This window comes from Streptomyces sp. NPDC091280 (assembly GCF_044768565.1).
In the GTDB taxonomy this organism is placed as follows: Bacteria; Actinomycetota; Actinomycetes; order Streptomycetales; family Streptomycetaceae; genus Streptomyces.
The window spans coordinates 619,049-642,522 of sequence record NZ_JBIVUZ010000001.1; the positions used below are offsets into that span (position 1 = coordinate 619,049).

The window sequence follows — 23,474 nt, forward strand, 5'->3', positions numbered from 1 at the left end:
CGCTCCCGACGCCGCCCCGACAGCGCTCCGGCACCGCCCCTACGTCGCTCCTACGCAGCCCCTACGCCGCCGTGACCGCCGACAACCTGTGCACGTCCTTCGCCGTCCCCGTGACCCCCGACAGGAACCCCTGTGCCCGTGGCGACGCGTTCTCCGTCAGCCATGTCGGGTCGATGTCGCAGACCGCTACGCGGACCTCCGTGCCGACCAGGGCAAGTGGCAGGGTGTGGACGACAGTTGAGGGGAAGCTCAGGATCGTGCGGCCGATCGGGCCTCGGCGGGCGATCAGTTCGAGAGGGAGGTCCGGGCGGACGATCTCCAGGCCCGTCTCGACCGCCAGGCGGTGGAGTTTCTCCGTCGACTCGCGGCGGTGGGCGAAGTAACGCGTCGCGCCGTGGGTCTTGGCGAGCGCGGTGACCGCCTCCAGGTAGCGGTCGGCGTCGACAACTCCCGTTTCGACCAGGGATGTTCCGACCATGTCGGCGCCCTTGGTGATGCGGGGCGGGCCGAAGGTGGCGCGGGTCCACGCGAACTCGTTCGCGGTGATCGTGACGCCCTCGGGCGGGGAATCGATCGGCATGGAGGAGAAGATCTCCACCCGGCGGCGGGTGCCCGGCGTCAGGCGGCGGCGGGCCGCGGAGGACACCGGGGCGAAGATCAGGTCGCGGGGGCCCTGCCGGCCGCCCTTGCGGTGCCAGCGCACCAGGCGTTCTCCGCTGGCCAGTTGGGCGACGAACTCCATCGTCGCCGTACCGTCGTCGACGACCACCAGGTCACGTGCGCTGGTGATCGTCAGGAGGAGTTGTACGTAGCGGGAGAACGGGTCTCCCATGACGATCCGGTCCGCCCTGCGCAGCAGCCGGGTCAGGCCGCCGACGGTCTGGAAGGGAGCCGCGGGTCCGCCCCGCGCCTCCTCCCAGCGCACGGTGTGGCCCTCGTCGCGGGCCAGTTCGGCCATGCGGCGCAACTGGCCGCGGGTCATCGGGTCGGTCGGGGACAGGACCACGAGGGTGAGCCCCCCGCCGGGTGCCTCCTCGGCCCTGGGCGCACGCAGGTGCGCCCACTCCAGCACGTTCAGCAGCTGTACCGGACTCTCCACGAACGCGAGAGTGTGGGGGGTGAGGCCGGCGGTGCCGGCGCGAGGGCTCATTGTCGTACGACCGTCCCGTGACCGTAAGTGGGGCTTGATGACTCAGCTCACATTCAGACCGAGACCGGCTCGCCCGCCGCGGCGGCGATCTCCGCCTCGGCGACCACGCCGTTGACGCGGCGCAGCTTCTTCATCGGGCCGAGCTCCGACTCGTAGACCTTCTTGACGCCGTCGCCGAGGGAGGCCTCGATGGTGCGGATGTCGCGGACCAGGCGGGTCAGGCCCTGCGGCTCGACGGAGGCGGCCTGGTCCGAGCCCCACATGGCGCGGTCGAGGGTGATGTGGCGCTCGACGAAGGTGGCGCCGAGGGCGACCGCGGCGAGGGTGGTCTGGAGGCCCGTCTCGTGGCCGGAGTAGCCGATCGGCACGTTCGGGTACTCGGCCTGGAGGGTGTTGATGACGCGGAGGTTGAGCTCCTCGGCCTGCGCGGGGTAGGTCGAAGTGGCGTGGCACATCAGGATGTTGTCCGAGCCGAGGACCTCGACCGCGTGGCGGATCTGCTTCGGGGTGGACATGCCGGTGGAGAGGATGACCGTGCGGCCGGTCGCGCGGAGGGCACGCAGCAGCTCGTCGTCCGTGAGGGACGCGGAGGCGACCTTGTGGGCGGGGACGTCGAACTTCTCCAGGAAGGCGACGGCCTCGGTGTCCCACGGGGAGGCGAACCAGTCGATGTTCTTGCTCTTGGCGTACTCGTCGATCTGGCGGTACTCGTCCTCGCCGAACTCCACGCGGTGGCGGTAGTCGATGTAGGTCATACGGCCCCAGGGGGTGTCCCGCTCGATGTCCCACTGGTCGCGCGGGGTGCAGATCTCCGGGGTGCGCTTCTGGAACTTGACGGCGTCGCAGCCGGCTTCGGCGGCGGCGTCGATCAGCTTGAAGGCGTTCTCCAGCTCACCGTTGTGGTTGATGCCGATCTCGCCGACGACGTAGACGGGGTGGCCGGGGCCGGCGGTCTTCGAACCGAACTGGCGCAGACGGGAGTTGATGCTCATGACAGCGGGTTTCCTTACTTGGTGAGGGAATCGAGAGAGGGGCCGAGGATCCAGCTGGCGATCTCTCGGACAGCGCCGTCGCCGCCGGGCACGGTGGTGACCGCGCGTGCGGCGCCGCGTACGACGTCGTGGGCGCTCGCGACCGCCACGGGCCAGCCCACGAGGGCGAAGCACGGGAGGTCGTTGACGTCGTTGCCGACGTAGAGCACGCGCTCCGGCGCGATGCCCTGCTCCTCGCACCACTGCTTGAGTGCGAGGTCCTTCCGGTCGATGCCGTGCAGCACGGGGAGTTTCAACTTCCGTGCGCGGGCGGCCACTACCGGGTTCTGCTCCGAGGACAGGATGAGCATCTTCAGGCCGCTCCTGCGCAGCGCCGCGATGCCGAGCCCGTCTCCGCGGTGTACGGAGACGAACTCCCTTCCCTCGGAATCGATCAGCACCCTGTCGTCGGTCTGGGTGCCGTCGAAGTCGAGTACGACCGCGTCGATGTCGTCGGCGGTCGGGAGCGAGCCGGGGCGGTCCGCGTCGAAGAGCGGGGCCAACGCCCGTGCCCGCGCGAGCTCGTGGGGGTCGTCGATCTCCAACACCCGTGCGGGGTCGGTCCGGACGAGTTCGGTGCGGCCGAAGAAGCGGTGGCCGGCCTTGCGGAAGCCGGCCGCGTCCATGCCGTAGACGGCGCCGGTCTCCAGGAAGTCCTGGGGGCGGTCCTGGCGGCGCGGGCGGAAGGACTTGTCGTGGTTGACGCCGTAACCGCCGCTGGTGACAGGGGGGTTGGCGACCTTGGTGGCGCCGCCGACCTGGCCGGTGGCGGTCGGCTCGACGACCGCCGTCGCCTCGTCGTCGGCGTCGCGCCACACGAAGCCGTGGAAGGGGGCCACCGTGTGCGCGGTGTCGGCGCCGTTCGCGACGATCGCGTTGACGATGCCGTCGACATCCTCGCGGACGATGAAGGGGCTGGTGCACTGCACCAGCAGGACGACGTCCACGGGCGCGCCGTGCAGGGCCTCGTGGGCGTCCATCGCGTGCAGGACGGCGGCCTCGGAGGTGGCCGTGTCGCCGGCGATGGCGGCCGGGCGCAGGACGATCTCGGCGCCGGCCTGGCGGGCGGCGGCGGCGATGGCCTGGTCGTCGGTGGAGACCACGACGTCCGTGACCAGTCGGCTGGCGCGGCACTCGCGCACCGCGCGGGCCACCAGCGGCACTCCGCCGACCGGCGCGAGGTTCTTGGCGGGGACGCCCTTGGAGCCGCCGCGCGCGGGGATCACCGCGAGCACCCGGCGCACCGAAGCGCCTTGGCCCGCTTGCGGGTTGGACATGGGCTCTACTCCTTGAGCGGGAATCCTGACGTTCACAGCTCCCCCATCCGGCGGATGACGGGCGCCACGCGCTGCACGCCGTGGCGGTAGGCGCCGCGGGCGGCCCGGCGGACGATCTGCCGGACGGGTCCGGGCGCCCGGTCCGCGGCCGGGGCGCCGGGCAGCGGGGTGCCGTCCGGGCCGAGGTGGTGGCGGGCGAGGATGCCGGGCAGATAGCCGGGGGCGGTCTCGGGGGTGTAGTAGGGGGTGAGGGCGGGCATGTCGGCGGCGGCCAGCAGCTTGGCGATGCGCTCGCGGGCCGCGTCGAAGGCCGTCTCGTACGACCCGCCCCCGACGCCGTCGCCGGCCATGACGCCCTGTCGGGCCACCCACCCGGCGTCCGGCACCGGCTCGTACCCGGCGTCCAGTTGCTCCCAGGAGGCGAGGCACCCGGAGCCCACGAAGTGGTGGTTGCCGAGGCCCTCGCGGATGCCGAGGTCGGTCAGCACGACGGTGGGGATACGGCGGTGCAGGGACTCCAGGGCGGCCGTGGAGCTGATGGTCACCAGGAGGTCGGTGCGGTCGAGGACTTCGCCCATGTGCCCGTACACCAGGCGGAAGTTGGCGGGCAGGTCCTTGCCCTGGACCAGCTTCTGGTAGGGCAACTCCTCGATGTGCGTGGTGTGTTCGCCGGGCTTGGAGCGCAGCTTGAGCAGCACCTCGCGGTGCGGGTGCAGCCGGGCGTGCCGGATCGCCCGGTCGAGCAGGTAGGCGCGGTCGCGGCGGTTGTCGGGCACCGAGGGCTGCACCGCGAACACCACGGTGTACGGGTCCTGCCGGCCGGTGTAGGTGTCCCCGCCGAGGAACGGCAGGGCGACCTCGGTGACCGCCGAGGAGTCGGCGCCGACGCCGTCGTAGACCTCGCGGAAACGGTCCGCGTCCTGGCGGGAGTTGGCGAGCACGAGGTCCGCGCCGTGCCGCAGCAGCAGGCCGTCCGCGAGCTTCTCGTAGACGACTCCGACATAGCCGGTGACGACGACGGGCCGCTCGGCGCGTCCGTGCCAGGTCCGTGCCAGACCGTGCAGCATCGCCTGGACCCCGCCGCCGACGAGGGAGAGGACGAGGATGTCGTACTGGTCCTCGGGGCTCCGCTCCATCGCGCGCAGGAACTCGACGGCGGTCACCTCGCGGAGGGAGTCCGCGGTGACGCCGACTTCCTTCAGCTGGCGGGCTGTCGGGGTGGCACGACCCCGCAGGAGGTATCCGTCCAGAGAGATGTCCGAATTCGGCGGAGCGATGCGATTCGCGGTGAGCGAACCCCATTTCCACCGGGTGTCGGAATCCGCGAGGACGGCGACTCGCAGGGTCTGCGTTGCACTTGCTGGCACACCGAAGACGCTAGGAAGCCATTCCGTTGCTCGGCCCAACCCGAGGGCAACAAACGGTTAACAGCACAACGCCGAATGGCGAACCGGCACAGGAACGGGCCTGAATAAAACCCGGTACACAGGTTCGCCATGTTTCGTTCACCCAAAATCAAGGTGACAGTAAAGACGGATGCCGGGCTGCCGCCTAACGTCGCTCCCGTGGTCAAGCTCTCCGTCATCGTGCCGTTCTACAACGTGCAGCAATACGCGCCAGACACCCTCAGGAGTCTGCGCGCGAACGCGCGCGCGGACTTCGAATTCATTCTCGTCGACGACTGCTCGCGCGACGGGACACCCGACATTCTCGCGCGCGCGGAGCGCGAGTTGCCAGGCGCGGTGTATGTCAGACACGAGAAGAACGGAGGACTGGCGACCGCGCGCAACACCGGGATCGACAAGGCCCGGGGGGAGTACCTGACGTTCCTCGACGGGGACGACTGGCTCGCCCCCGGCTACTTCCCCCAACTGGTGCACGCCATCGAGGAGTTGGGCTGCGACTTCGTGCGCACGGACCATGTCCAGTGCACCGCGCGGGCCCGCACGATCCAGCGGATGCCGCACGGCAGGCGCGGGGTCGTGATGAATCCGCGCGAGGCGATCCTGCCCGCCGACCGGTCCACCTCCGTCGACTACGCCTACGCCTGGGCCGGGGTCTACCACCGCCGGCTGGTCGACCGCGGACTGCTCCACTTCACCGACGGGCTGCGCACGGCCGAGGACCGGCCGTGGATCTGGAAGCTGCACCGGGAGGCGGAGTCGTTCGCCGCGGTGAGCCTGCTCGGGGTCTTCTACCGGCGCGGGGTCGCCTCCTCCCTGACGCAGATCGGGGATGTCCGCCAGCTCGACTTCATCCGCGCGTTCGACCAGGTCATCGAGGAGACCGCCCAGGACCGGGACGCGGACAAACTGCTCCCCAAGGCCGTCCGTACATACTGCGCAATCATTTCCCATCATCTGGGATCCATCGAAAGGTTCGAGCCCGCGGTGGCGAGAAAACTGAAGTCGATGAGCGCCGTCGCCCTGCGACGCATGCCACAGGACGTGGTGGACGAGGCGCTCGACTCCATGGACATCCAGCGCGCGACGAGGCTGCGCCGACTGCGCCGCCGTCCCGCCGCCGCGGGGGCCGCCGCGTGAGGACCCAGATCTTCCTGGCGTCGACGCTGTACGGCACCGCCACGCTGGCCGCCGCCCTCGACTCCGACTGCTTCCGCCCCGCCGACCGGCGCATCCTCCTGGTCTGCAACAACGCGGCGACCCCCGAGACCACCCCGGGACTGGACGAGGCCCCCGGCTTCGAGCGGCTGCGCGAGCGCTTCGACGACCTGCTGTCGTGGAACGAGACCATCTCCCCCTTCCACCCCGGCGGTTGGGCCCCCCGCCCGGACGACGTCCCGCTGTGGGAGCGCCATCTGCGGCTGCTGTGGAACCTCGGCGACGACGACGTGGAGCTGATCGTCGAGTCGATCCAGGTCAACCCGGCGCTCGGCGTCTGCCAGATCTTCACCGGCGCCCCCGTCACCGTCTACGCCGACGGCCTGATGAGCTACGGCCCGACCCGCAACAAGATCGACCCGCTGGTCGGCACCCGGGTGGACCGGCTGCTCCACCTCGACCTGGTCCCGGACCTCACCCCGCTGCTGCTCACCGAGTTCGGCGTGCCGCCGGAGATCGTCCCGACCGACGCCTTCGTCAAGGTGCTGGCCGAACTCGGCGACACCGCAGACGAGTTGCCCCCGCTGCCCGACCAACCCGCCCTGCTGCTGGGCCAGTACCTCTCCGCGCTCGACATCCTCACCGCCGAGGAGGAAGAGGACCTGCACGTCCGGATGCTCAAGGGCGTGGTCCAACTCGGCCACACGCGCGTGGTGTTCAAGCCGCACCCCTCGGCACCGGCCCGCTGGTCGCGCGCGCTGGAGCTGGAGGCGGAGAAGCTCGGCGTCGACCTCACGGTCCTCGACACCCCGGTCCTCGCCGAGGTGCTCTACCAGCGGCTGCGGCCCGCCCTGGTCGTCGGCTGCTTCTCCACCGCGCTGCTCACCGCGAGCGCGCTGTACGGCCTGCCGGTCGCCCGCACCGGCACGTCGACGCTGCTGGACCGGCTGACGCCGTACGAGAACAGCAACCGGGTGCCGGTGACGATCGTCGACGCGCTGGTGCCCGAGCTGACGAACCGCGCGGCGGTCACCGACCAGCGCGAGGGCATGGCCGTCGCGGTGCTCAACGAGCTTGTGCGGGCGGTCGGTTACGCGATGCAGCCGAAGATCTACCCGAACCTGCGCCCGGCCGCCGAGGCCTATCTGACCCGGCGGCTCGACGGGCACAGCTGGCGCTACTTCAAGCGCAAGCGCCTCACCTCGCTGGCGCTGCCCGGCGCGGTACCGGCCCAGCTCGCGTTCATCCCGCGCAACGCGACCGTGCGCCGGGTGGCCCGCCGCGCCCGCCTGCTGAAGCGGGGCGTGAGCCGCTGACGCGGGGGCCCTACGGCACGACGGCGGGCCGGCTCCTCGGGGGGTCGGCCCGCCGTCGTGCCGTAGGCCCTACACGCCCGTCGTGGCGGGGACGCGACAAGGTTGGGTACGGGCAGGCGAAGCCTGGATGAACGGCCGCGGACGGGGTGACGAAGGGTCGCGGCGAGCGCGCAAACCCGCCCGGATGTCGGACTAGTGTGCTGTGATCCAGCTGAGTCAGACCGAGGGGAACCTTGTGATCGACACGCCCGCGGACACGCGGGAGAACCCGACGGCCACCGTGGTCCGCGCCGAACTGCCGCCGACCACCGAGGAGCTGCCGCCGGCCGAGCCGCCGCAGCCCCCCAAACGCCGGGAGACCCGCCTCCGCGCCCTGGACGGGCTGCGCCTGATCGCCGCGCTGATGGTGGCGGCCTACCACTACGGCGGCCGTGACGGCGAGGTCGTCCAGGCGTGGGGCACCTCGCCCAGACACCAGTTCCCCACCCTGCACACGCTGTTCTCGTACGGCTGCCTGGGTGTGCAGGTGTTCTTCGTGATCAGCGGCTTCGTCATCTGCATGAGCGGCTGGGGCCGCCCGCTGCGCTCCTTCTTCGCCTCCCGCGCCTCCCGGCTGCTGCCCGCGTACTGGGCGGCGATCCTCATCATCACCGGCGTCTTCGCGCTGCCGATGGTGGCGTACAAGGCCGCCGCGCCGAGCGACGTCCTGGTCAACCTGACGATGCTGCAAATGCCGTTGGGTGTCGACCGGGTGCTCGGGGTGTGCTGGACGCTGTGGGCGGAGATCCGCTTCTACGCCCTGTTCGCCCTGTGCGTCGTGCTGCCCGGCGCGAACCGGCGGCGCGTGATCATGTTCTGCGCGGGCTGGACGCTCGCGGCGGCGATCACCCAGGGCGCCAAGTCGCCGCTGCTGGACATCGTCCTGATGCCGGAGTACGCGCCGTACTTCATCGGCGGCGTCGGCCTCTACCTCGTGCACCGCGACCGCAAGGACGCGTACGCGTGGGGCATCGTCGCCGTCAGCTGGCTGATCGGCCAGCACTACGCGGTGGCCCGGCTGTGGCACACGCCCAACGACACGGCCTTCTCCAACCGTTCCGCCTGGGGAATCATCCTGGTCGTCACCTTCGGCTATGTCGCGGTCGCCGCCATCGCCCTGGGCTGGATGCGCTGGGCGAACTGGCGCTGGCTGACGGTCGCGGGCGCGCTGACATATCCGTTCTATCTCGTTCACGAACATCTGGGCTGGGTCGTGATAAAGGCCTACCACCGGTCGCTGGGAATTCCGTCGTACGCGACCATCGTGCTCACCGTCTTCACCATGCTGCTGCTCGCGTACGCGCTGAACCGCGTGGTCGAGAACCGGCTGACACCGAAGCTGCGCACGCTGCTGTCGACACCGCGCGGCTGACCGCCCGCGGAATGCCGCGCGAAATGCCGCGTGGAAACGAAAAGGGGCGCCCGAGAATTCCGGGCGCCCCTTCCGCGCCTCCGCACAACGGGCGTACAGGAATTGGCCCGGCGTTCACCTGAAGGCCCGTTTGGGCGGGCGCCGCTGGGCAGATGCTGGGGTGTCCCGCACGGGCTCAACCAGGCGAGCCCGTCCCTGCCAGGGAGTGTTCTCCACGATGACCCCCGTACCAGGCACGATACGACCGCCCCGCCGGCTCGACGACGTACCCGGCTGGTTCCCCGTTCTCGACCAGGTGCTCTTCGAATGGTTCCTGGACCGGCAGGAAGCCGCGGGGACGAAGGGCGATCTGCTGGAGGTCGGGGTGTACATGGGCAAGAGCGCGATCTGCCTCGGCCGGCACAGCGGGGACGGTGAGCGCTTCACGGTCTGCGACCTCTTCGAGGGCGACGCCCAGGACGACGCCAACCAGGCCGAGTCGACGAAGTCGTACAGCGCGCTGACGCAGCGGGTCTTCGAGGAGAACTACCTCGCCTTCCACGACACCCTGCCCCGGGTCCTGAAGGGCCCCAGCAGCATCGTGCCGGAGGAGGTCGCCCCGGCCAGCTGCCGCTTCGTCCACATAGACGCCTCGCACCTGTACGAGCACGTCCGCGACGACATCGGCGCGGCCCGCGAGACGCTGCTGCCCGGCGGGATCGTGGTCCTGGACGACTTCCGCTCCGAACACACGCCCGGCGTCTCCGTGGCCGTCTGGGAGGCGGTGCTCACCAGGGGCCTGCGCCCGATCTGCCTGAGCACCCAGAAGCTCTACGGCACCTGGGAGGACCCGGGCCCGGTGCAGGACGAACTGCTGGCGATGGTGCGCGGGCGCGAGGACTGCGACCTCAGCGTCCAGCAGGCCGCCGGCCACCGCATCATCCGCCTGAAGTCCAGGAAGGGCATGCAGGCACCCCCCTTCCCCCCGTCCCGCTACGCGCACCGCACGGCACAGACCACGTCCGGTCGCCCCCGCGCCACACCCCCGCCCCGCCACCACGCAGCAGCCCGGGCCCGCCGCTTCGCCGCCGACCTCCTGCCACCCATCCTCACCCGCACCATCCGCAACAGCCTCAGCCGCTCCTGAACCGCGCCTCGATACCCGCCAGCACCAGGTCCAGCCCCTCCTCGAAATGCCGGCCGCAGCACAGGAAGGGCACACAGACGCCCCCGTCCCGCCTCGCGGGGTACGGACCGGCACGGACCACGTCCGGGCGCTCGCGGACCACGCCCCCGATCCGCCGCGACACGACACGTCTCGCCCCGCGCCCGCCGCTTCCCCGCCGATCCCCTCCCGTCGATCCCCTCCCGCCCATCCTCACCCGCGCCATCCGCAACGGCCTCAGCCGCTCCTGAACCGGGCCTCGATACCCGCGAGCACCAGGTCGAGTCCCTCCTCGAAGTGGCGGCCGTAGTCCTGGAAGATCTCCGCGCCCGCCGCGGCCGACAGGGGGAAGTCGGCCAGCCGGCGGGCGCGTTCGTCCGTGCTGTAGCCCTCGCGGCGTTCGTCCGGGAGTGGCTGGACGCCCTGTTCCTCGCTGACGAAGCCGATCGTGTAGAGGTACGACGTGGAGGTCGCGCGGACCGCCTGGGCGAGGGTGAATCCGGCCTGGGTGAAGACGCGCAGGGTGTCCTCCATCTGCACGGCGTGCAGGGTGCCGGTGAAGCGTGAGCCGCTGAAGACCTTGGCGCCGTCGCGGTAGCAGAGCAGTGCGGCGCGCAGTCCGCGGTTGGACTTCAGCAGCCGTTCCTGCCAGGTGTCCTCGGGTGCCGGCGGGGCGTCGGCGACCATCCGGCGGTACATCTCCGTCGCCATCTCGTCGAGCAGCGCCTGCTTGTCCTTGAAGTGCCAGTACAGGGCGGGCGCCTTGACGCCCAGTTCCTTGGCGATGGCGCGCAGGGACAGCCCGTCGAGGCCGGCCTCGTTCAGCACCTTCAGGGCGGTGTCGGCGACCCGTTTGCGGTCCAGGGGGATGCGTCGTTCCGTACTCACGCTCGACAGCTTGACAGCTTAACGGTGTTAAGGGCACCCTGCTGTCCATCGCCACTTAACAGCGTTAAGGAGATGAGGATCATGACAACCCACACCGATGTACTGATCGTCGGCGCCGGCCCCACCGGCCTCGCCCTCGGCATCGACCTGGCCCGGCGCGGAGTGGACGCGCTGGTCGTGGAGAAGGCGGACGCGCTGTTCCCCGGCTCACGCGGCAAGGGCATCCAGCCGCGCACGCTGGAGGTCTTCGACGACCTCGGCGTGATCGACGCGATCCTCGCGCAGGGCGGCGCCTACCCGGTCGGCGCCGTCTGGAAGGACGGCCGCAAGGTCGGCGAGCACCGGATGTTCGAGCCGTCCGAGACCGACCCCGACACCCCGTACGGCGCCCCGTGGATGGTGCCGCAGTGGCGCACCCAGGAGATCCTGTCCGCGCGGCTGGCTGAGCTGGGCGCGACGGTGGCCTTCGGCCGCGAGGTCACCGGCCTCGCCCAGGACCGGGACGGCGTGACCGTCGAGTTCGCCTCCGGCGGGCCGGTCCGCGCCCGGTACGTGGTGGCCGCCGACGGCGGTCGCTCCGTCGTCCGGCGGACCCTGGGGATCGGCATGACCGGCGAGACCGTCGACCCGAACCCGATGCTGGTGGCCGACGTCCGGATCACCGGCCTCGACCGCGACAACGTGCACGTCTTCCCACCGCACGGGGACACCGGCTTCCTCGCGGTGTTCCCGCTGGCCGGCACCGAGGACTTCCAGGTCGTCGCCCAGTTCCCGGAGGGCACCGCCATAGACCTCACGCTCGACGGCATCCGCGAGACCGTGGCCGCCCGCACCCACCTCGCCCCCGAGGCCGTGACCGAACTCCGCTGGGCCTCCGACTTCCGGCCGCGCGCCGCGCTCGCCGACCGCTTCCGCGCCGGGCGGGTCTTCCTCGCCGGGGACGCGGCCCACGTCCACTCGCCGGCCGGCGGCCAGGGCCTCAACACCAGCGTCCAGGACGCCTACAACCTCGGCTGGAAGCTCGGCGCGGTACTGCGCGAGGGCGCCCCCGAGTCGCTGCTCGACACCTACGAGGAGGAGCGGCTGCCCAACGCGGCCGACATGCTCGGCGTCTCCACCGGGGTCCACCGGGGCGAGGTGCGGCGCGGCCGGGCCACCCAGCAGCTCGGCCTCGGCTACCGGAACGGCTCGCTCTCGGTGGACACCCGCACGGGCCTGCCCGAGGACGCGCTCCGGGCGGGCGACCGCGCCCCGGACCGTACGCTCGACGGCGTCCGCCTCTTCGACGCCTTCCGCGGCCCGCACTGGACCCTGCTGGCCCTGGACACCAAGCCCCCGGCGGCCGTCCCCGCCGCGGTCCCCGTCGTGGCGGGCCCGGCCGTCGAGACGTACGGCACGGGCCTCTTCCTGATCCGCCCCGACGGCTACGTCGGCTGGGCGGGCAGCACGCAGGACGGCCTCGCGCGGTACGCGGACCGGCTGGGCCTCGGCTAGATCCGGCTGGATCCGGTTAGATCCGGTCAGACCGAGCTGGCCAGCGACAGCTTCACCGCGAAGCCCAGGAACAGCGCGCCCGCCGCCGAGGTCGCCCCCGCCGCGAGCCGCCTGCGCCGCCGGAAGGCCGACGCCAGCCGGGTCCCGCCGAAGATCAGCGCACTGAGGTAGAGGAAGCTCGCCAGCTGCGCGAAGGCGCCGAGCACGACGAACGACAGCGCCGGATAGGCGTACCCCGGGTCGACGAACTGCACGAAGAAGGCGACGAAAAACAGAATCGCCTTCGGGTTGAAGAGACTCACGACGAAGGCACGCCGGTACGGCCGCTCGTCGGCGACCTCCGCGGCGGGAGCCGCCGTCATGGCCGCCCGCTCCTTCCGGGTCCGCCACATCGCCCACGCGGCCCGCAGCATGCCGAACGCCAGCCAGGTCAGATACCCGGCCCCCGCGTACTTCACGATCCCGAACAGCACGGCGTTGGCCTGCAACAACGAGGCGACCCCGGCGGCGGAGAGCGTCATCAGCACGGTGTCCCCGCACCACACACCGGCGGCGGCGGTGTACCCGTCCCGGGTCCCGCGCCGAGCGGCGACCGAGAGGACGTACAGCGAGTTGGGGCCGGGCAGCAGAACGATCAGGACCAGGCCGGCGAGGTAGGTGGGGAGGTCTATGACACCGAACATGAGCACGAGTGTGCCACGGGGGCGGGGCTGTGGGCCCTCGCCGTCGGGGAGGAGGTCCACGGGGAGATCGAGCGGGCCGGACCGCGGCTCGCGTGCCGTGGTGGGCACCTCCGGTCGCCACACGATGCCGCGCCGTTCGCGGTCCGTCGTCCGGGGGTACGTGTCCGGGTGACACCGGTGAGACGGCGGGGGTCCGGGATGCGTACTACGGGTATGGGGAGAGCGATCGTCGCCACGGCGGCCCTGTCCGCCCTGCTGGCGGTGTCCGGCTGCACGGTGGAGGGCACGGACGCGGACGGCAGACACCATCTGCCGGTGCGCATCGAACTGCCGGGCGCCAAGGCCAGTCCCTCGGCCACGCCGAGCACACCCGGTCCCACCCGCGCCGCGAACGTCCTGTGGTCGCGCGGCGACAGCGGCTCGGGCGTGCGGGAACTACAGGCGCGGCTGCGGCAGGTCGACTGGCTCTTCGACGGGCCGACCGGGACCTACGACGACCTCACCGAGCAGGCCGTCGCCGGTTTCCAGGGCAAGCGCGGGCTGCCGAGGACCGGCGCGACCGACCAGGTCACCTGGCGGCGGCTGCTGGGCATGACGCACGAGCCCGGCAAGTGGGACCTGTATCTGATGGGCGGCCAGCCGGCCGGCCCGCCCGACCCGCGCTGTCTGACCGGCCGGGTGCTGTGCATCGACAAGACGACCCGCACCCTGCGCTGGATGATCGACGGCCGGACGGTGTCGACGATGTCGGTCCGGTTCGGCGCGCAGTACACCCCGACCCGCGACGGCGTCTTCCACGTCTACTGGAAGGCACGGGACTGGGTGTCCACGCTGTACCACTCCCCCATGCCGTACGCGATGTTCTTCAGCGGCGGCCAGGCGGTGCACTACTCCTACGACTTCTCGGCCCGGGGTTACGCGGGCGGCTCGCACGGCTGCGTCAACGTACGGGACGAGGCGGCGATCGAGAGTCTGTTCGCGCAGGTGCGGACCGGCGACAAGGTCGTCGTCCACGAGTGAGGTGTGCGGGGCGCGGGCGGGACCGGGGGAACGTGTCCCGCCCGCGCCGAGTGCACGAGCCGTAGGTACGGGGGGAACCCCGGCTCTGTGCGACGGCCGATGACCAGTCGGCTCACTCAGTACTGCGCCACGGGGGCCGAAAACGTCACACCCCGCGCGAAAAAAGTTCCGAGCCGGGCGAATGCGCAGGTCAGAGGGTGCTGTACGTCGGTGCGGGCGTCGGTGTCCCGGTGGCCGCGGTGGTGTGCGCGGGGGCGGCCGGGGTCTGCCGGGCGAGCGGGGTGAAGGCGGAGGGGCGGGGGGTGGCGATCACGCCGTTGCCGTTGTGGCCGCCGCCACCGCCGCCGCTGTTTCCGCCGCCCGCGTTGCCGCCGCCCGGGGCGATCGGGGCCATGTCCCCGTTCCCCTCGCCGTCACCGCCCTGGCCGCCGCCCTGGTCGCCCGCGTCGCCCTGTCCGCCGCCGGGGCCGTTCTGGTCGCCGCCCTGGGAGCCGCCGCTCTTGCCGTCGCCGCCCTGGGTGCCGCCGGTCTTCTTGAGCACGCCCTGGCAGTACGTCCACACATGGGAGGTGCCGCCCGCCGCGCCCTCCAGGGTGCGCTTGCGGCCGGGTGCCAGGGACTTGCCGTCGCGCACGGCACGGCAGGACGAGGCGACCGCGTTCCACCAGCCGCCGGAGTGCGCGGACTCGTCGTCGCCGGTGCCGGGGGCGGGGGTGCGGTCCGTGCCGCCGCCGGCCGCCTCGCCGGAGGAGTCGTCGGAGCCGGCCGTGCCGTCGCCCGCCGAGGGGGTGCCGGAGCCGGGGGTGTCGCTGGGCGAGGGCGGGACGAGCGGGTGGTCCGGGGTCGCGGCGGCGGAGAGCGAGGCGGCGGGCGCCGGGTCGTCGAACGGCGACGGCAGGACTCCGGTACCGGCCGCGGCGGCGACCCCGCCGGCCAGTCCGACGGCGAGCGCGGCGGTCAGCGCGAACCGCGCGGATGTGCCGAGCCGCGGTTCGCGTACGGTCCCCTCGGGCCGTCCGAGCCGGATCAGCCCGGCGTCGGAGGGGTGCGCGCGGCCGGGCCCGCCGAGGGCGGTCCGTTCCGCGTCGGCGTCCGCGCGCGCGGCCCGGAACGCGGCCAACGCGGCTTCCTCGCCCGGGAGTTCGGCCTTGGCGGAGGTGGGTTCCACGGACAGCGCGCCGAGGGTCCTGGCGAGCCGTTCGGCCTGGTCGCGGGCGGCCGGGTCGACGGCTTCGAGGGACTCGCCGCGCAGCAGGAGTTCAGCGGTTTCGCGGTCCAGCCATCGGCCGGGGGTCCGGGGGGTGTCCCCCGGCACAGCGGAGCGCTCGTCGGCCATCACATGTCCTTCTGCGTCCGCGTGCGCGTATGCGTCACAGTGGCGGACGTCACCGCGTGGTCGCGCGGTTCTCGCTGGGGCGGCAGGGCGTCGAGGGCCGCGGCCGTTTCCGGGTCGCCGCCGAGCAGTTCGGCGAGGCGTTTCAGACCGCGGTGCGCGGCCGTGCGGACGGCGCCGGGCCGCTTGCCGAGGGTCTCCGCGGCGGTCTTGGCGTCGAGGCCCATCACCACCCGCAGGACGACGGCCTCGGCCTGGTCCTGCGGGAGCTGGGCGATGAGGGAGAGAGTGCGGTCGGTGGCCAGCGCCTCGATGGCCTCGTCGGCCGTGTCGGACTCGGCGGCGCGGCCGGCCAGCTCGGTCTCGTCGCCGCCGATCGCGGGCCGGCGCCCGCGCATCCGTATGTGGTCCAGGGCGCGGTTGCGCGCGATGCGGGCCGCCCAGCCCCGGAAGCGGTCCGCGTCCCCGCTGAAACGGTCCAGGTCACGGGCTATCTGGAGCCAGGCCTCGGACGCGACGTCCTCGGCGTCGGGTTCGCCGACGAGCGTCCGTACGTATCCGAGCAGCCGTGGGTGCACCGTGCGGTACACAGTCCGGAACGCGGTCTCGTCCCCGTCCTGTGCCGCAAGCACCGCGGCGGTCAGCTCCGCGTCGTCCCCCAGCACGTGGTCCCTCGAATTTTGTCGGTCGCCGCCGTCCGGCGCGAAAGGCACGTTACGACCTGAAACCGCTGCTCGTCCATGTCCGTACAACCCGCAACTACCTGCTCGGGACCCGCGGTGTGACAGAAAACGCACTCCTGACGCTGTAGAGAGTACGGGCCGCCGCGCGGCCCGTGCCGCGCGACGGCCGGGGCCTCTCCTGTGGGGGGTGGCGGCCCCGGCCGTTGCCGCGACGGCATCTCGTCGGCACGGTGGCTGTCGACCTCCGCGCATCCGCGGTCTCCCGGTTCGCATCGCGCACGGCCTATGTACGGCGCGCGTGACCGGTGGCGGGCTCACCCGAACAGCGCGGCGGACAGGCGGTGCGGAGACCGCGCGGGCAGTCTGGCCTCGAACGCTGCGCCGGGGACCGCTCCGATCCGACCTCTCTGCGGCTTCGCCACGCCCCGCCGTACCTGCGGATCACCCAGGAGACGCCCCATGTCCACGATCGCACCGTCCGAGCTCCGCTTCCCGGTCGGGCCGCCGTTGTCCTTCGCCGAGTTGGAGCGGGCCGCCGAGGGCCCGTTGCGTCTCGTGGTGGAGCCTGAGGTACGGCAACGCGTCGCCGGCTGCCATGAGTTCGCCCTGCGCCGGATGGCCGACGGGCGTCCGGTGTACGGGGCGACGACCGGCTTCGGGCCGCTGGTCACCTTCCCCGGGCGGTCGAAGGCGGCCGACCAGTGCGCCAACGTGCTGGCCCATCTGACCGCGGGCCAGGGTCCCGATCTGGACCCGGGTGTCGTGCGGGCCACGATGCTGGTGCGGCTGAGGTCCCTGTGCAAGGGGCACTCCGGGGTGTCGCTCGACGTCGTCGACGCCCTGACCGCCGCGCTGGGCACCGGGTTCGCCCCGGCGGTGCCCCGGTTGGGCTCGCTGGGCGCCAGCGGGGATCTCGTCCCGTTGGCGTATGTCGCCCGGGCGCTGAGCGGGGAGGGCCGCGCGTATGTCGACGGCCGTGTCATGTCCGCGGCCGACGCGCTGGCCGAGTGCGGTCTGGCGCCGGTCGCCCTCGACGGGCGGGACGCTCTCGCCCTCGTCAACGGCACGTCCCTGACGGCCGCGGCGGCGGCTCTCGCCTCGGCGTCGCTCGCCCGGTCCCGGACCGTCGCCGTCCTGCTCTCCGCCGCCCTCATCGACGTCCTGGGCGCGGCGCCGGACTTCCTCGCACCGGAGCTCCTGGACGCCTTCGGCCACCCCGGGACGGTGCAGGTGGGCCGGGAACTGCGGCGCGGGCTGGCGGGCCTGGCCCCGTCCGGCACCCGGCCGCTCCAGGAGCCGTACAGCGTGCGTTGCACCCCGCAGCTCATCGGGGCGGCCGGGGCCGCGCTCGACCACGCCCGCGAGGTGGTCCACCACGATCTGGACTCCGTCAGCGACAACCCGCTGTTCTTCCCCGACCGGGACCTGGTGGCGCACGGCGGAAACTTCTTCGGCCAGCCCGCCGCCTTCGCCGCCGATCAACTCACCCTGGTCGCGACCCAGTTGGGCAATCTGGCGGAACGTCAGCTCGGCCTGCTGATCGACCCGCACCGCAACGGGGGCCTGCCGCCCATGCTGTCCCCCGATCCCGGACGTCAACACGCCCTCCAGGGCGTGCAGATCGCCGCCACCGCCGTCGTCGCGACGATGCGGCGCGCCGCCCACCCCGCGTCCGTGCAGAGTCTGCCCACCAATCTGCACAACCAGGACGTGATCCCCTTCGGCACCCAGGCCGCCCTCAACGCCCTTGACACGGCACGCCTGTTGCGCCTGCTGCACGGCTCCCTCGGCGTCGCCCTGCGCCAGGCCGCCCACCTCACCCCCCGCACCCTGACGCCCGGCACCGCGGCGCTCGTCGGCCGACTCGCCGAAGTCTGTGCCCCCGTCGAGCAGGACCGCCCGCTGGACGAGGAGATCCGCCGGGCGGCCGACGTCCTGGACCGGTCGGCCCGGCGCGCCTGACCGGGGTCCCCGGCACCGCCGGTCGGCCCCTCCATGCCCCCCACCGCTGTCCCCACCGGAGCACGGCATGCCCCAACTCACCACCACACCCTGCTGTCCCACCGCCACGGGCCCCACTCCCCGCGGTCTGGTCGAGCCCCTCGCCCTCCCCGAACCGGGCACCCGACCGGACCCGTGCCCCGGAGGCGGCCGTCAACGACCGCCCCGCTGCGGGCAGTTCCTCGAAACCGACCTGGGCCTGATACGAGCGGCGGCCGGCGGAGCGCGTCCCGTCGCCCTCCTCGCCCCCGAGGATCCCCGCCGACGCGCCCGCTACCGCTGGGCCGTGGGCCATCACGCGGCCTTCGCCGTATGGCAGCAGCTGCGGCACGCCCTGGAGTCGACGCTCACGGGACCCGAACCGCCGACGGCCGCGATCCGCGCCGCCGCCGGGCTGTACGACCTCTACTCCGTGCTGTTCCTGTACGCGGGCAGTTGCTCGGCCCAGCAGTACGCGGCCACCGTCCGGCCCGACATGACGGACCATCACCCGGCGTTCAGCGGTGAGTGGGCCCCGGACCACGAAGCGATCCCGTCCTTGCTGAAGCGTGTACGGGCCGCCCTGCCGGACACCGCCGCCTTGCCGCTGACCGGCGCCGTCAGGCTCAACCACCGGATCCACATGAGCGTCGCCCGCAAGCTCGTCCCGGACGGCGCGTCCCTGCTCCAGCAGGCCGGCCGGCCACCGGGACGCGGCCCGTCACCGGCCGAACGCGACCTCTACGACGCCTACTTCGCCGTACGAAGACAACGCGTGTGCACCTCGGCCTTCGCCTCCCAGCTCGTGCGCCGACTGGCCCAGGTGCTCTGCGACATCGCCGTGCACGGCCTGCCCGGCTCCCCCGCCCGGCCCGGCCACGCGGAGGACATCGAGGCCCTCCGGCTCCGAGCCCCCGAGCTGCTGCGCCGGCTGGCCGAGGACACGGCGGCCGGCCTGCCGCCCCGAACGGAAGGACTCCTGTGAACCACCCGACCACCACCACCGACCGCGTCAAGAGTCTCGCCATGAGCCCCGGCCTCTACGACTACCTGCTCGCGCAGGCCGAACCGCCCGACCCCGTCCAGCAGCAACTCCTGGACACCACGCGGGCCTTGGGCGGTGTCGCGGAGATGCAGATCCCGCACGAGCAGAGCGTGTTCCTCAGCCTGCTCACCCGGATCAGCGGCGCCCGGACCGTCGTCGAGGTGGGCACCTTCACCGGGTACTCGACCCTGGCCTTCGCCCGCGCGCTGCCCCCGGGCGGCACCGTCATCACCTGCGACGTGTCCGCCGAGTGGACGGACGTCGCCCGCCGGGCCTGGCAGGCCGCAGGCGTCGCCGACCGCGTCGAGCTACGGCTCGGCCCCGCCCAGGACACACTGCGCCGGCTCCCCGAGGAGCCCTGGATCGACCTGGTCTTCCTCGACGCGGACAAGCCCGGCTACCGGACCTACTGGGACCTCCTGGTGCCCCGCGTCCGGCCCGGCGGCCTCCTGCTCTGCGACAACGTCCTGTACGGGGGCGAGGCGGCCGATCCCGGGCGCACCGGGAACGCGGACGCAATCCACCGCTTCAACCAGCACGTACGCGCCGACTCCCGGGTGGAATCCGTCCTCCTGCCCGTCGCCGACGGCCTGACCCTCGCCCGCAAACTCCCCGCGCCACCCGTGCCACCCACGGAGTCCCGGTCCGGGGCCACCCCATGACAACCGCCAGGACCCCGGAACCAGGGGTGCTCGCCGACGCCGTCCGGCCCGCGCCGGGCGGCGGGACCCGCCGGCCGGACGCGGGCGCGCTGGCCGGCCGTACGGTCCTCATCACCGGTGCGAGCCGCGGCCTGGGGCGTTTCTTCGCGGACGTCTGCGCCGGAGCCGGCGCCCGCCTCGTCCTGACCGCACGCTCCTCCCGGCCGCTGCTGGACGCGGCGGACGAACTGCGGGCGCGCGACACCGAGGTGCTCGCGGTACCGGCCGACGTCACCGACCCCCGTGCCATGTCCCGAGCCGTCGAACGCGCCGTAGCCGCGTACGGCGCGGTCGACGTCCTGGTCAACAACGCGGGCGTCCCCGGCCCGCTCGGCCCGCTGTGGGAGACCGATCCGGACCAGTGGTGGCACACCCTGGACACCAACGTCCGGGGCACGGTACGGGCCTGCCAGGCCGTGCTGCCCGGCATGCTGAGCGGGCGGGGCGGACGGATCGTCAACATCGTCAGCGAGGCGGGGCACCACCGCTGGCCGCACGCCTCCGCCTACTCGGTCTCCAAGGCGGCCGTCATCAAACTCACCGAGAACCTCGCGGCGGAACTGCGGCCCCACCCCGTGAGCGTCTTCGCGTTCCACCCCGGTCTGCTCGACCTCGGCATCACCCGCAGCCACCTGGCCCGCCATCCGACGGGCGACCGCTGGACCGACATGGTGGGCGACTGGCTCGTCGACCAGCGGGACTCGGGACGCTTCGCCGCACCCGGGGACACGGCCCGCATGCTGCTGCGCCTCGCCTCCGGGGAGGCCGACCGGTACTCCGGGCGCTATCTCACCCCGGACACGGCGATCGGCGACACCCATGACGGCCACGCGCAGGGCCGTTGACGACGAGAGGCGGCCCGATGTCCCTGCCCCGGTTCACCGCGGACCGACCCACCCGAGCGGGCTTCCTCACCTCGGCGTTCCTGGCGCTCGGGGAGCGCGCGACGGACCCCGCGGACCTGTACTTCGGACTCCACCTGCGCCTGCACGGACCACCGCCCGATCTGCTCGCCCTGCGCGCGCTCGTCGCCGAGCGGGCGGCGCGCGTCCCCCTCCTCACCCACCGGCTCACGGTGCGCCCCGACGGCCCGTGGTGGGAACCCGATCCGCTGTTCGACGCGGCCCACCACGTCCACCAGCTGCCCGACGGCGACCTCGCTCCCCGTTCCGCGCAGAGCCTGCTCAGCACCCCGCCCGACGACAACCGGCCCCGGTGGGGGCTGTGGTTGCAGCGCGGCGACGCCCGGGACTGGGCTCTGTGCTACCTGGTCCACCACGCCGTCCAGGACGCCACCTCGATGCTGCACACCTTGCGCGCCCTGTTCGAGCACGTCCCCCACGCGCCCTTCCCGACCGGGCCCGCTCCGGCGAACAGCACACCGCGCGGCACGCGAACCGTCCGGAGCCTGATGCCGCTGCTCCCCGGCGTCCTCGGCACGTATCTCCCTCGGAAGCGGTGGAACCAGCCCCGGCAGAACGACGGCGCCCTCCCGGTCCTGGCGCACTCCGCGGTCGGGCTGACCGTGCTGCGCGCCTCCGCCCGGGCCACCGGCACGACGGTCAACGACGTCCACCTCGCCGCCATGGCGACCGCTGTCGGCGACTGGAACCCGGACCCGCACCCGGCCGGACCGTGGTGGCGGCGCGGCCCGCACGTCCTCGTGCCCGTCAGCACCAGGCTTCCCGAGGACCGCGAGGACCTCGCGCCCGACCGCGGCAACCGCATCGGGCTCCTCAGAACGCGCATCCCCTGTACGGCTTCGGACCGACGGCGCCTCAGCCGCCGCCGCGTCGCGCTGCGGGCGCTCACGGAACACACCCCGCCACGGCTCGCGGCCTGGATCCTCGGGCGCGTGACCGATCCCTCCGGGGTCGCCCTCACCGCCTCCCACATCCGCGTCGACGAACCGCTGACCGTCCTCGGCTCCCGGGTCACCGACACGACGGCCATCCCCTGGCTGCCGCCCGGCCACGGCTGTTTCACCTTCCTGGTCACCTATGACGGGACCGCCAGACTCTCCGCCCTCACCCGTACGGCGAACCCGAACCCGCGGCGCCTCACCGGGCTCTGGTCCCTCGCGCTCCGGTCCGCCGCACCTTCGCGCCGTACGGACGACGGGGATCGACACCTCAGCGTGGAGTGACTTCGGTCACACCTTGAGGTCCTCGCGCTCCCGCCGGGCGGAGCCGGCCCGGCGCCGACCGATGGCACACAGCGGGGGCGAAACGTTCATTCAAGCGCGGACCTCGGCCGTTCGAAAGTTCCGCCCGCGCGCGCGACGAAGACGACGGCCGTCCCACCGGTCGAACACCACGAGACGGCCAATACCCCTTATCCAGAAGGCGTGTTAACTCCGTGAAACCCGATGGAGTGACCTCCGGAACCCACGGTTGACGGTGATAGCATTCCGCCGTCTGCGACCTTGATCCACATTTGGTCAGGCCTCGGGTCTGAACGCGGCCACCCCACCGCGTCGATCAGTCATGCAGTCCCCTGGACGGGTTGCGGATCCTTGCAAGGCGTACCCCCGATGACGCCTGCGTGCCACGCGCCGGGAAAGGTTTCCATGACTCAAGACGTGCTTCTCTGGTGCCTGGTTGCGATAGCGGTGACAGCCGTAGCCGCAGTCGTGGCACTCGTGCTCCGCAGCAGAGCCCTGGGGCGGAGGAAGAAGGAGTCCGAGGCCGCGCTGGAGGCGCGACTGCGGTACGCCCAAGGTGAACTCGACCGCGCCCAGGCCGCCTTGACCACCCTGCGCGACGAGCAGGACGGTGTCATCCGCGAGGCCGAGCAGGCCGCCGAGGAGAACACCAAGTCGGTCCTCAAGGGCGCCGCCCGCTTCCTCCAGAGCCTCGCCGCCGAGCAGACCACGCTGCTGGACGGCGTCCAGCGCGAGTACGGCGGCCACGCGGTCCTCACCGACCTGATGGACATCACCCACGCCAACGCCCAGATGGCCCGCAAGGCGCAGGGCATCGCCGTCATGTGCGGCGCGCCGCTGGGCCGCCGCAACCAGCCCGCCAGCGTCTACGACGTCGTCCGCAGCGCGCAGAGCCAGATCCGCAACTTCCAGCGGGTCGAGATCATGCAGCCCAGCGGTATCGCGCTGAAGGCCTCCGCGGTCGCGCCGGTCGCCCTGGCGGTGGCCGAACTCCTCGACAACGCGGCCAGTTTCTCCCAGGCGGACGCCCCCATCGAGGTCACCTTCCGGCAGGCGCAGAAGAACCTGTGCATCGTCATCGACGACGCCGGCGTCGGCATGGGCGACGAGGACCGGCAGCGGGCCAGCGCCCTGCTGTCCGGCGAGGGCCTGCCCCGGCTGTCCCAGCTGGGCACGCAGCCGAAGTTCGGCTTCCCCGTCATCGGTCTGATCGCCCGTCAGCACGGCTTCACGGTGGACGTCACCGGTGTCTCCCGCTACGGCGGTGTACGGGCCGTCGTGCTACTGCCCGAGGAGCTGTGGACCATGGAGGAGACCCTGCCGCCGGCCACCGAGGCGCCCGTGAGCACCATCCGGCCGATGGAGACCGGGCGGACGGCGCGCACCGCGGGCGGCCTGCCCAAGCGCGGCTCGCGGATGTCGCCCACCGGTGTCGGCACCGGCGGGGAGCAGGCGCCCCGGCGCGGTTCCCGGCGCGGCACCGGCAGCCTGGCCGCCCTGCAGCGCGGTACGCAGTCCGCGCGCGACACGGCCTCCTTCGACATCCAGACGCCCGGAGGGTCCGAAAACGCATGAGTACAGCAGACCTGTCCT

Annotated in this window: 20 protein-coding genes; 12 read left to right on the top strand and 8 right to left on the bottom strand. The window is 72.4% G+C overall.

Annotated features, from left to right (window positions below; translation table 11 throughout):
- Nucleotides 1-61: 61 nt before the first annotated feature.
- The 4 genes from ACIQPR_RS02905 to ACIQPR_RS02920 are packed head-to-tail and all read right to left on the bottom strand — an operon-like array spanning nucleotide 62 to nucleotide 4,825.
- Nucleotides 62-1,150, bottom strand: a complete 1,089-nt coding sequence (locus tag ACIQPR_RS02905; protein ID WP_403640934.1) for a hypothetical protein — start codon at nucleotides 1,148-1,150, stop codon at nucleotides 62-64.
- A gap of 53 nt (nucleotides 1,151-1,203) precedes the next feature.
- Nucleotides 1,204-2,142: an N-acetylneuraminate synthase family protein gene (locus tag ACIQPR_RS02910; protein WP_403640936.1), complete on the bottom strand. Its 939-nt coding sequence runs from the start codon at nucleotides 2,140-2,142 to the stop codon at nucleotides 1,204-1,206.
- A gap of 14 nt (nucleotides 2,143-2,156) precedes the next feature.
- Nucleotides 2,157-3,458 (bottom strand): cytidylyltransferase domain-containing protein, encoded by a 1,302-nt coding sequence (locus ACIQPR_RS02915; protein ID WP_403640939.1) that lies wholly within the window; start codon nucleotides 3,456-3,458, stop codon nucleotides 2,157-2,159.
- Nucleotides 3,459-3,490: 32 nt separating this feature from the next.
- Nucleotides 3,491-4,825: a DUF6716 putative glycosyltransferase gene (locus tag ACIQPR_RS02920; RefSeq protein WP_403640942.1), complete on the bottom strand. Its 1,335-nt coding sequence runs from the start codon at nucleotides 4,823-4,825 to the stop codon at nucleotides 3,491-3,493.
- A gap of 198 nt (nucleotides 4,826-5,023) precedes the next feature.
- Here ACIQPR_RS02920 and ACIQPR_RS02925 point away from each other — a divergent pair, with 198 nt between their 5' ends.
- From ACIQPR_RS02925 to ACIQPR_RS02940, 4 genes are all read left to right on the top strand, one after another.
- Nucleotides 5,024-6,001, top strand: coding sequence for a glycosyltransferase family 2 protein (locus ACIQPR_RS02925; RefSeq protein ID WP_403640944.1), 978 nt, complete (start codon nucleotides 5,024-5,026; stop codon nucleotides 5,999-6,001).
- Nucleotides 5,998-7,335: a polysialyltransferase family glycosyltransferase gene (locus tag ACIQPR_RS02930; RefSeq protein ID WP_403640946.1), complete on the top strand. Its 1,338-nt coding sequence runs from the start codon at nucleotides 5,998-6,000 to the stop codon at nucleotides 7,333-7,335. The genes ACIQPR_RS02925 and ACIQPR_RS02930 overlap by 4 nt, the downstream gene beginning before the upstream one ends.
- A gap of 235 nt (nucleotides 7,336-7,570) precedes the next feature.
- A complete protein-coding gene (locus tag ACIQPR_RS02935) occupies nucleotides 7,571-8,746 on the top strand; it encodes an acyltransferase family protein (RefSeq protein WP_403640948.1) in 1,176 nt (391 codons plus the stop codon).
- 217 nt (nucleotides 8,747-8,963) lie between these two features.
- Entirely contained in the window at nucleotides 8,964-9,872 is a 909-nt protein-coding gene (locus ACIQPR_RS02940) for a class I SAM-dependent methyltransferase (protein ID WP_403640950.1), read from the top strand.
- Nucleotides 9,873-10,127: 255 nt separating this feature from the next.
- Here ACIQPR_RS02940 and ACIQPR_RS02945 read toward each other — a convergent pair whose 3' ends face one another.
- A complete protein-coding gene (locus tag ACIQPR_RS02945; protein ID WP_403640952.1) occupies nucleotides 10,128-10,778 on the bottom strand; it encodes a TetR/AcrR family transcriptional regulator C-terminal domain-containing protein in 651 nt (216 codons plus the stop codon).
- A gap of 81 nt (nucleotides 10,779-10,859) precedes the next feature.
- Here ACIQPR_RS02945 and ACIQPR_RS02950 point away from each other — a divergent pair, with 81 nt between their 5' ends.
- Nucleotides 10,860-12,272 carry an FAD-dependent oxidoreductase gene (locus ACIQPR_RS02950; RefSeq protein ID WP_403640955.1) on the top strand — a complete coding sequence of 471 codons (1,413 nt, stop codon included), beginning with the start codon at nucleotides 10,860-10,862 and terminating at the stop codon, nucleotides 12,270-12,272.
- A gap of 26 nt (nucleotides 12,273-12,298) precedes the next feature.
- On the opposite strand, the gene leuE is transcribed toward ACIQPR_RS02950, so the two are convergent.
- Nucleotides 12,299-12,955 (bottom strand): leucine efflux protein LeuE, encoded by a 657-nt coding sequence (leuE, locus tag ACIQPR_RS02955; protein WP_403640958.1) that lies wholly within the window; start codon nucleotides 12,953-12,955, stop codon nucleotides 12,299-12,301.
- A gap of 213 nt (nucleotides 12,956-13,168) precedes the next feature.
- On the opposite strand from leuE, the gene ACIQPR_RS02960 reads away from it, so the two are divergent.
- Nucleotides 13,169-13,975, top strand: a complete 807-nt coding sequence (locus tag ACIQPR_RS02960) for a L,D-transpeptidase family protein (protein ID WP_403640961.1) — start codon at nucleotides 13,169-13,171, stop codon at nucleotides 13,973-13,975.
- 190 nt (nucleotides 13,976-14,165) lie between these two features.
- Here the strand turns inward: ACIQPR_RS02960 and ACIQPR_RS02965 are convergent, their stop codons facing one another.
- Together ACIQPR_RS02965 and ACIQPR_RS02970 are read right to left on the bottom strand one after the other, a co-directional pair.
- Nucleotides 14,166-15,311 carry a hypothetical protein gene (locus ACIQPR_RS02965; RefSeq protein ID WP_403640964.1) on the bottom strand — a complete coding sequence of 382 codons (1,146 nt, stop codon included), beginning with the start codon at nucleotides 15,309-15,311 and terminating at the stop codon, nucleotides 14,166-14,168.
- Nucleotides 15,311-15,973: an RNA polymerase sigma factor gene (locus ACIQPR_RS02970; protein ID WP_403640967.1), complete on the bottom strand. Its 663-nt coding sequence runs from the start codon at nucleotides 15,971-15,973 to the stop codon at nucleotides 15,311-15,313. The genes ACIQPR_RS02965 and ACIQPR_RS02970 overlap by 1 nt, the downstream gene beginning before the upstream one ends.
- A 477-nt stretch (nucleotides 15,974-16,450) precedes the next feature.
- Between ACIQPR_RS02970 and hutH the strand changes: the two genes are divergently transcribed.
- The 6 genes from hutH to ACIQPR_RS03000 all read left to right on the top strand — a co-directional run bounded on the left by hutH (nucleotide 16,451) and on the right by ACIQPR_RS03000 (nucleotide 23,456).
- Entirely contained in the window at nucleotides 16,451-17,953 is a 1,503-nt protein-coding gene (gene hutH, locus ACIQPR_RS02975) for a histidine ammonia-lyase (RefSeq protein ID WP_403640969.1), read from the top strand.
- A 67-nt stretch (nucleotides 17,954-18,020) separates the two neighbouring features.
- Complete coding sequence (locus tag ACIQPR_RS02980) at nucleotides 18,021-18,956, top strand: hypothetical protein (RefSeq protein ID WP_403640972.1); 936 nt, start codon at nucleotides 18,021-18,023, stop codon at nucleotides 18,954-18,956.
- A gap of 41 nt (nucleotides 18,957-18,997) precedes the next feature.
- Complete coding sequence (locus ACIQPR_RS02985; protein ID WP_403642883.1) at nucleotides 18,998-19,678, top strand: O-methyltransferase; 681 nt, start codon at nucleotides 18,998-19,000, stop codon at nucleotides 19,676-19,678.
- Nucleotides 19,675-20,562, top strand: coding sequence for an SDR family NAD(P)-dependent oxidoreductase (locus ACIQPR_RS02990; protein WP_403640975.1), 888 nt, complete (start codon nucleotides 19,675-19,677; stop codon nucleotides 20,560-20,562). The genes ACIQPR_RS02985 and ACIQPR_RS02990 overlap by 4 nt, the downstream gene beginning before the upstream one ends.
- Nucleotides 20,563-20,579: 17 nt before the next feature.
- The gene (locus tag ACIQPR_RS02995) at nucleotides 20,580-21,863 is read left to right on the top strand and encodes a wax ester/triacylglycerol synthase domain-containing protein (RefSeq protein WP_403640978.1); all 1,284 of its coding nucleotides are present in this window, start codon (nucleotides 20,580-20,582) and stop codon (nucleotides 21,861-21,863) included.
- A 486-nt stretch (nucleotides 21,864-22,349) separates the two neighbouring features.
- Nucleotides 22,350-23,456, top strand: a complete 1,107-nt coding sequence (locus tag ACIQPR_RS03000) for an ATP-binding protein (RefSeq protein ID WP_403642885.1) — start codon at nucleotides 22,350-22,352, stop codon at nucleotides 23,454-23,456.
- The last annotated feature ends 18 nt before the right edge of the window (nucleotides 23,457-23,474 follow it).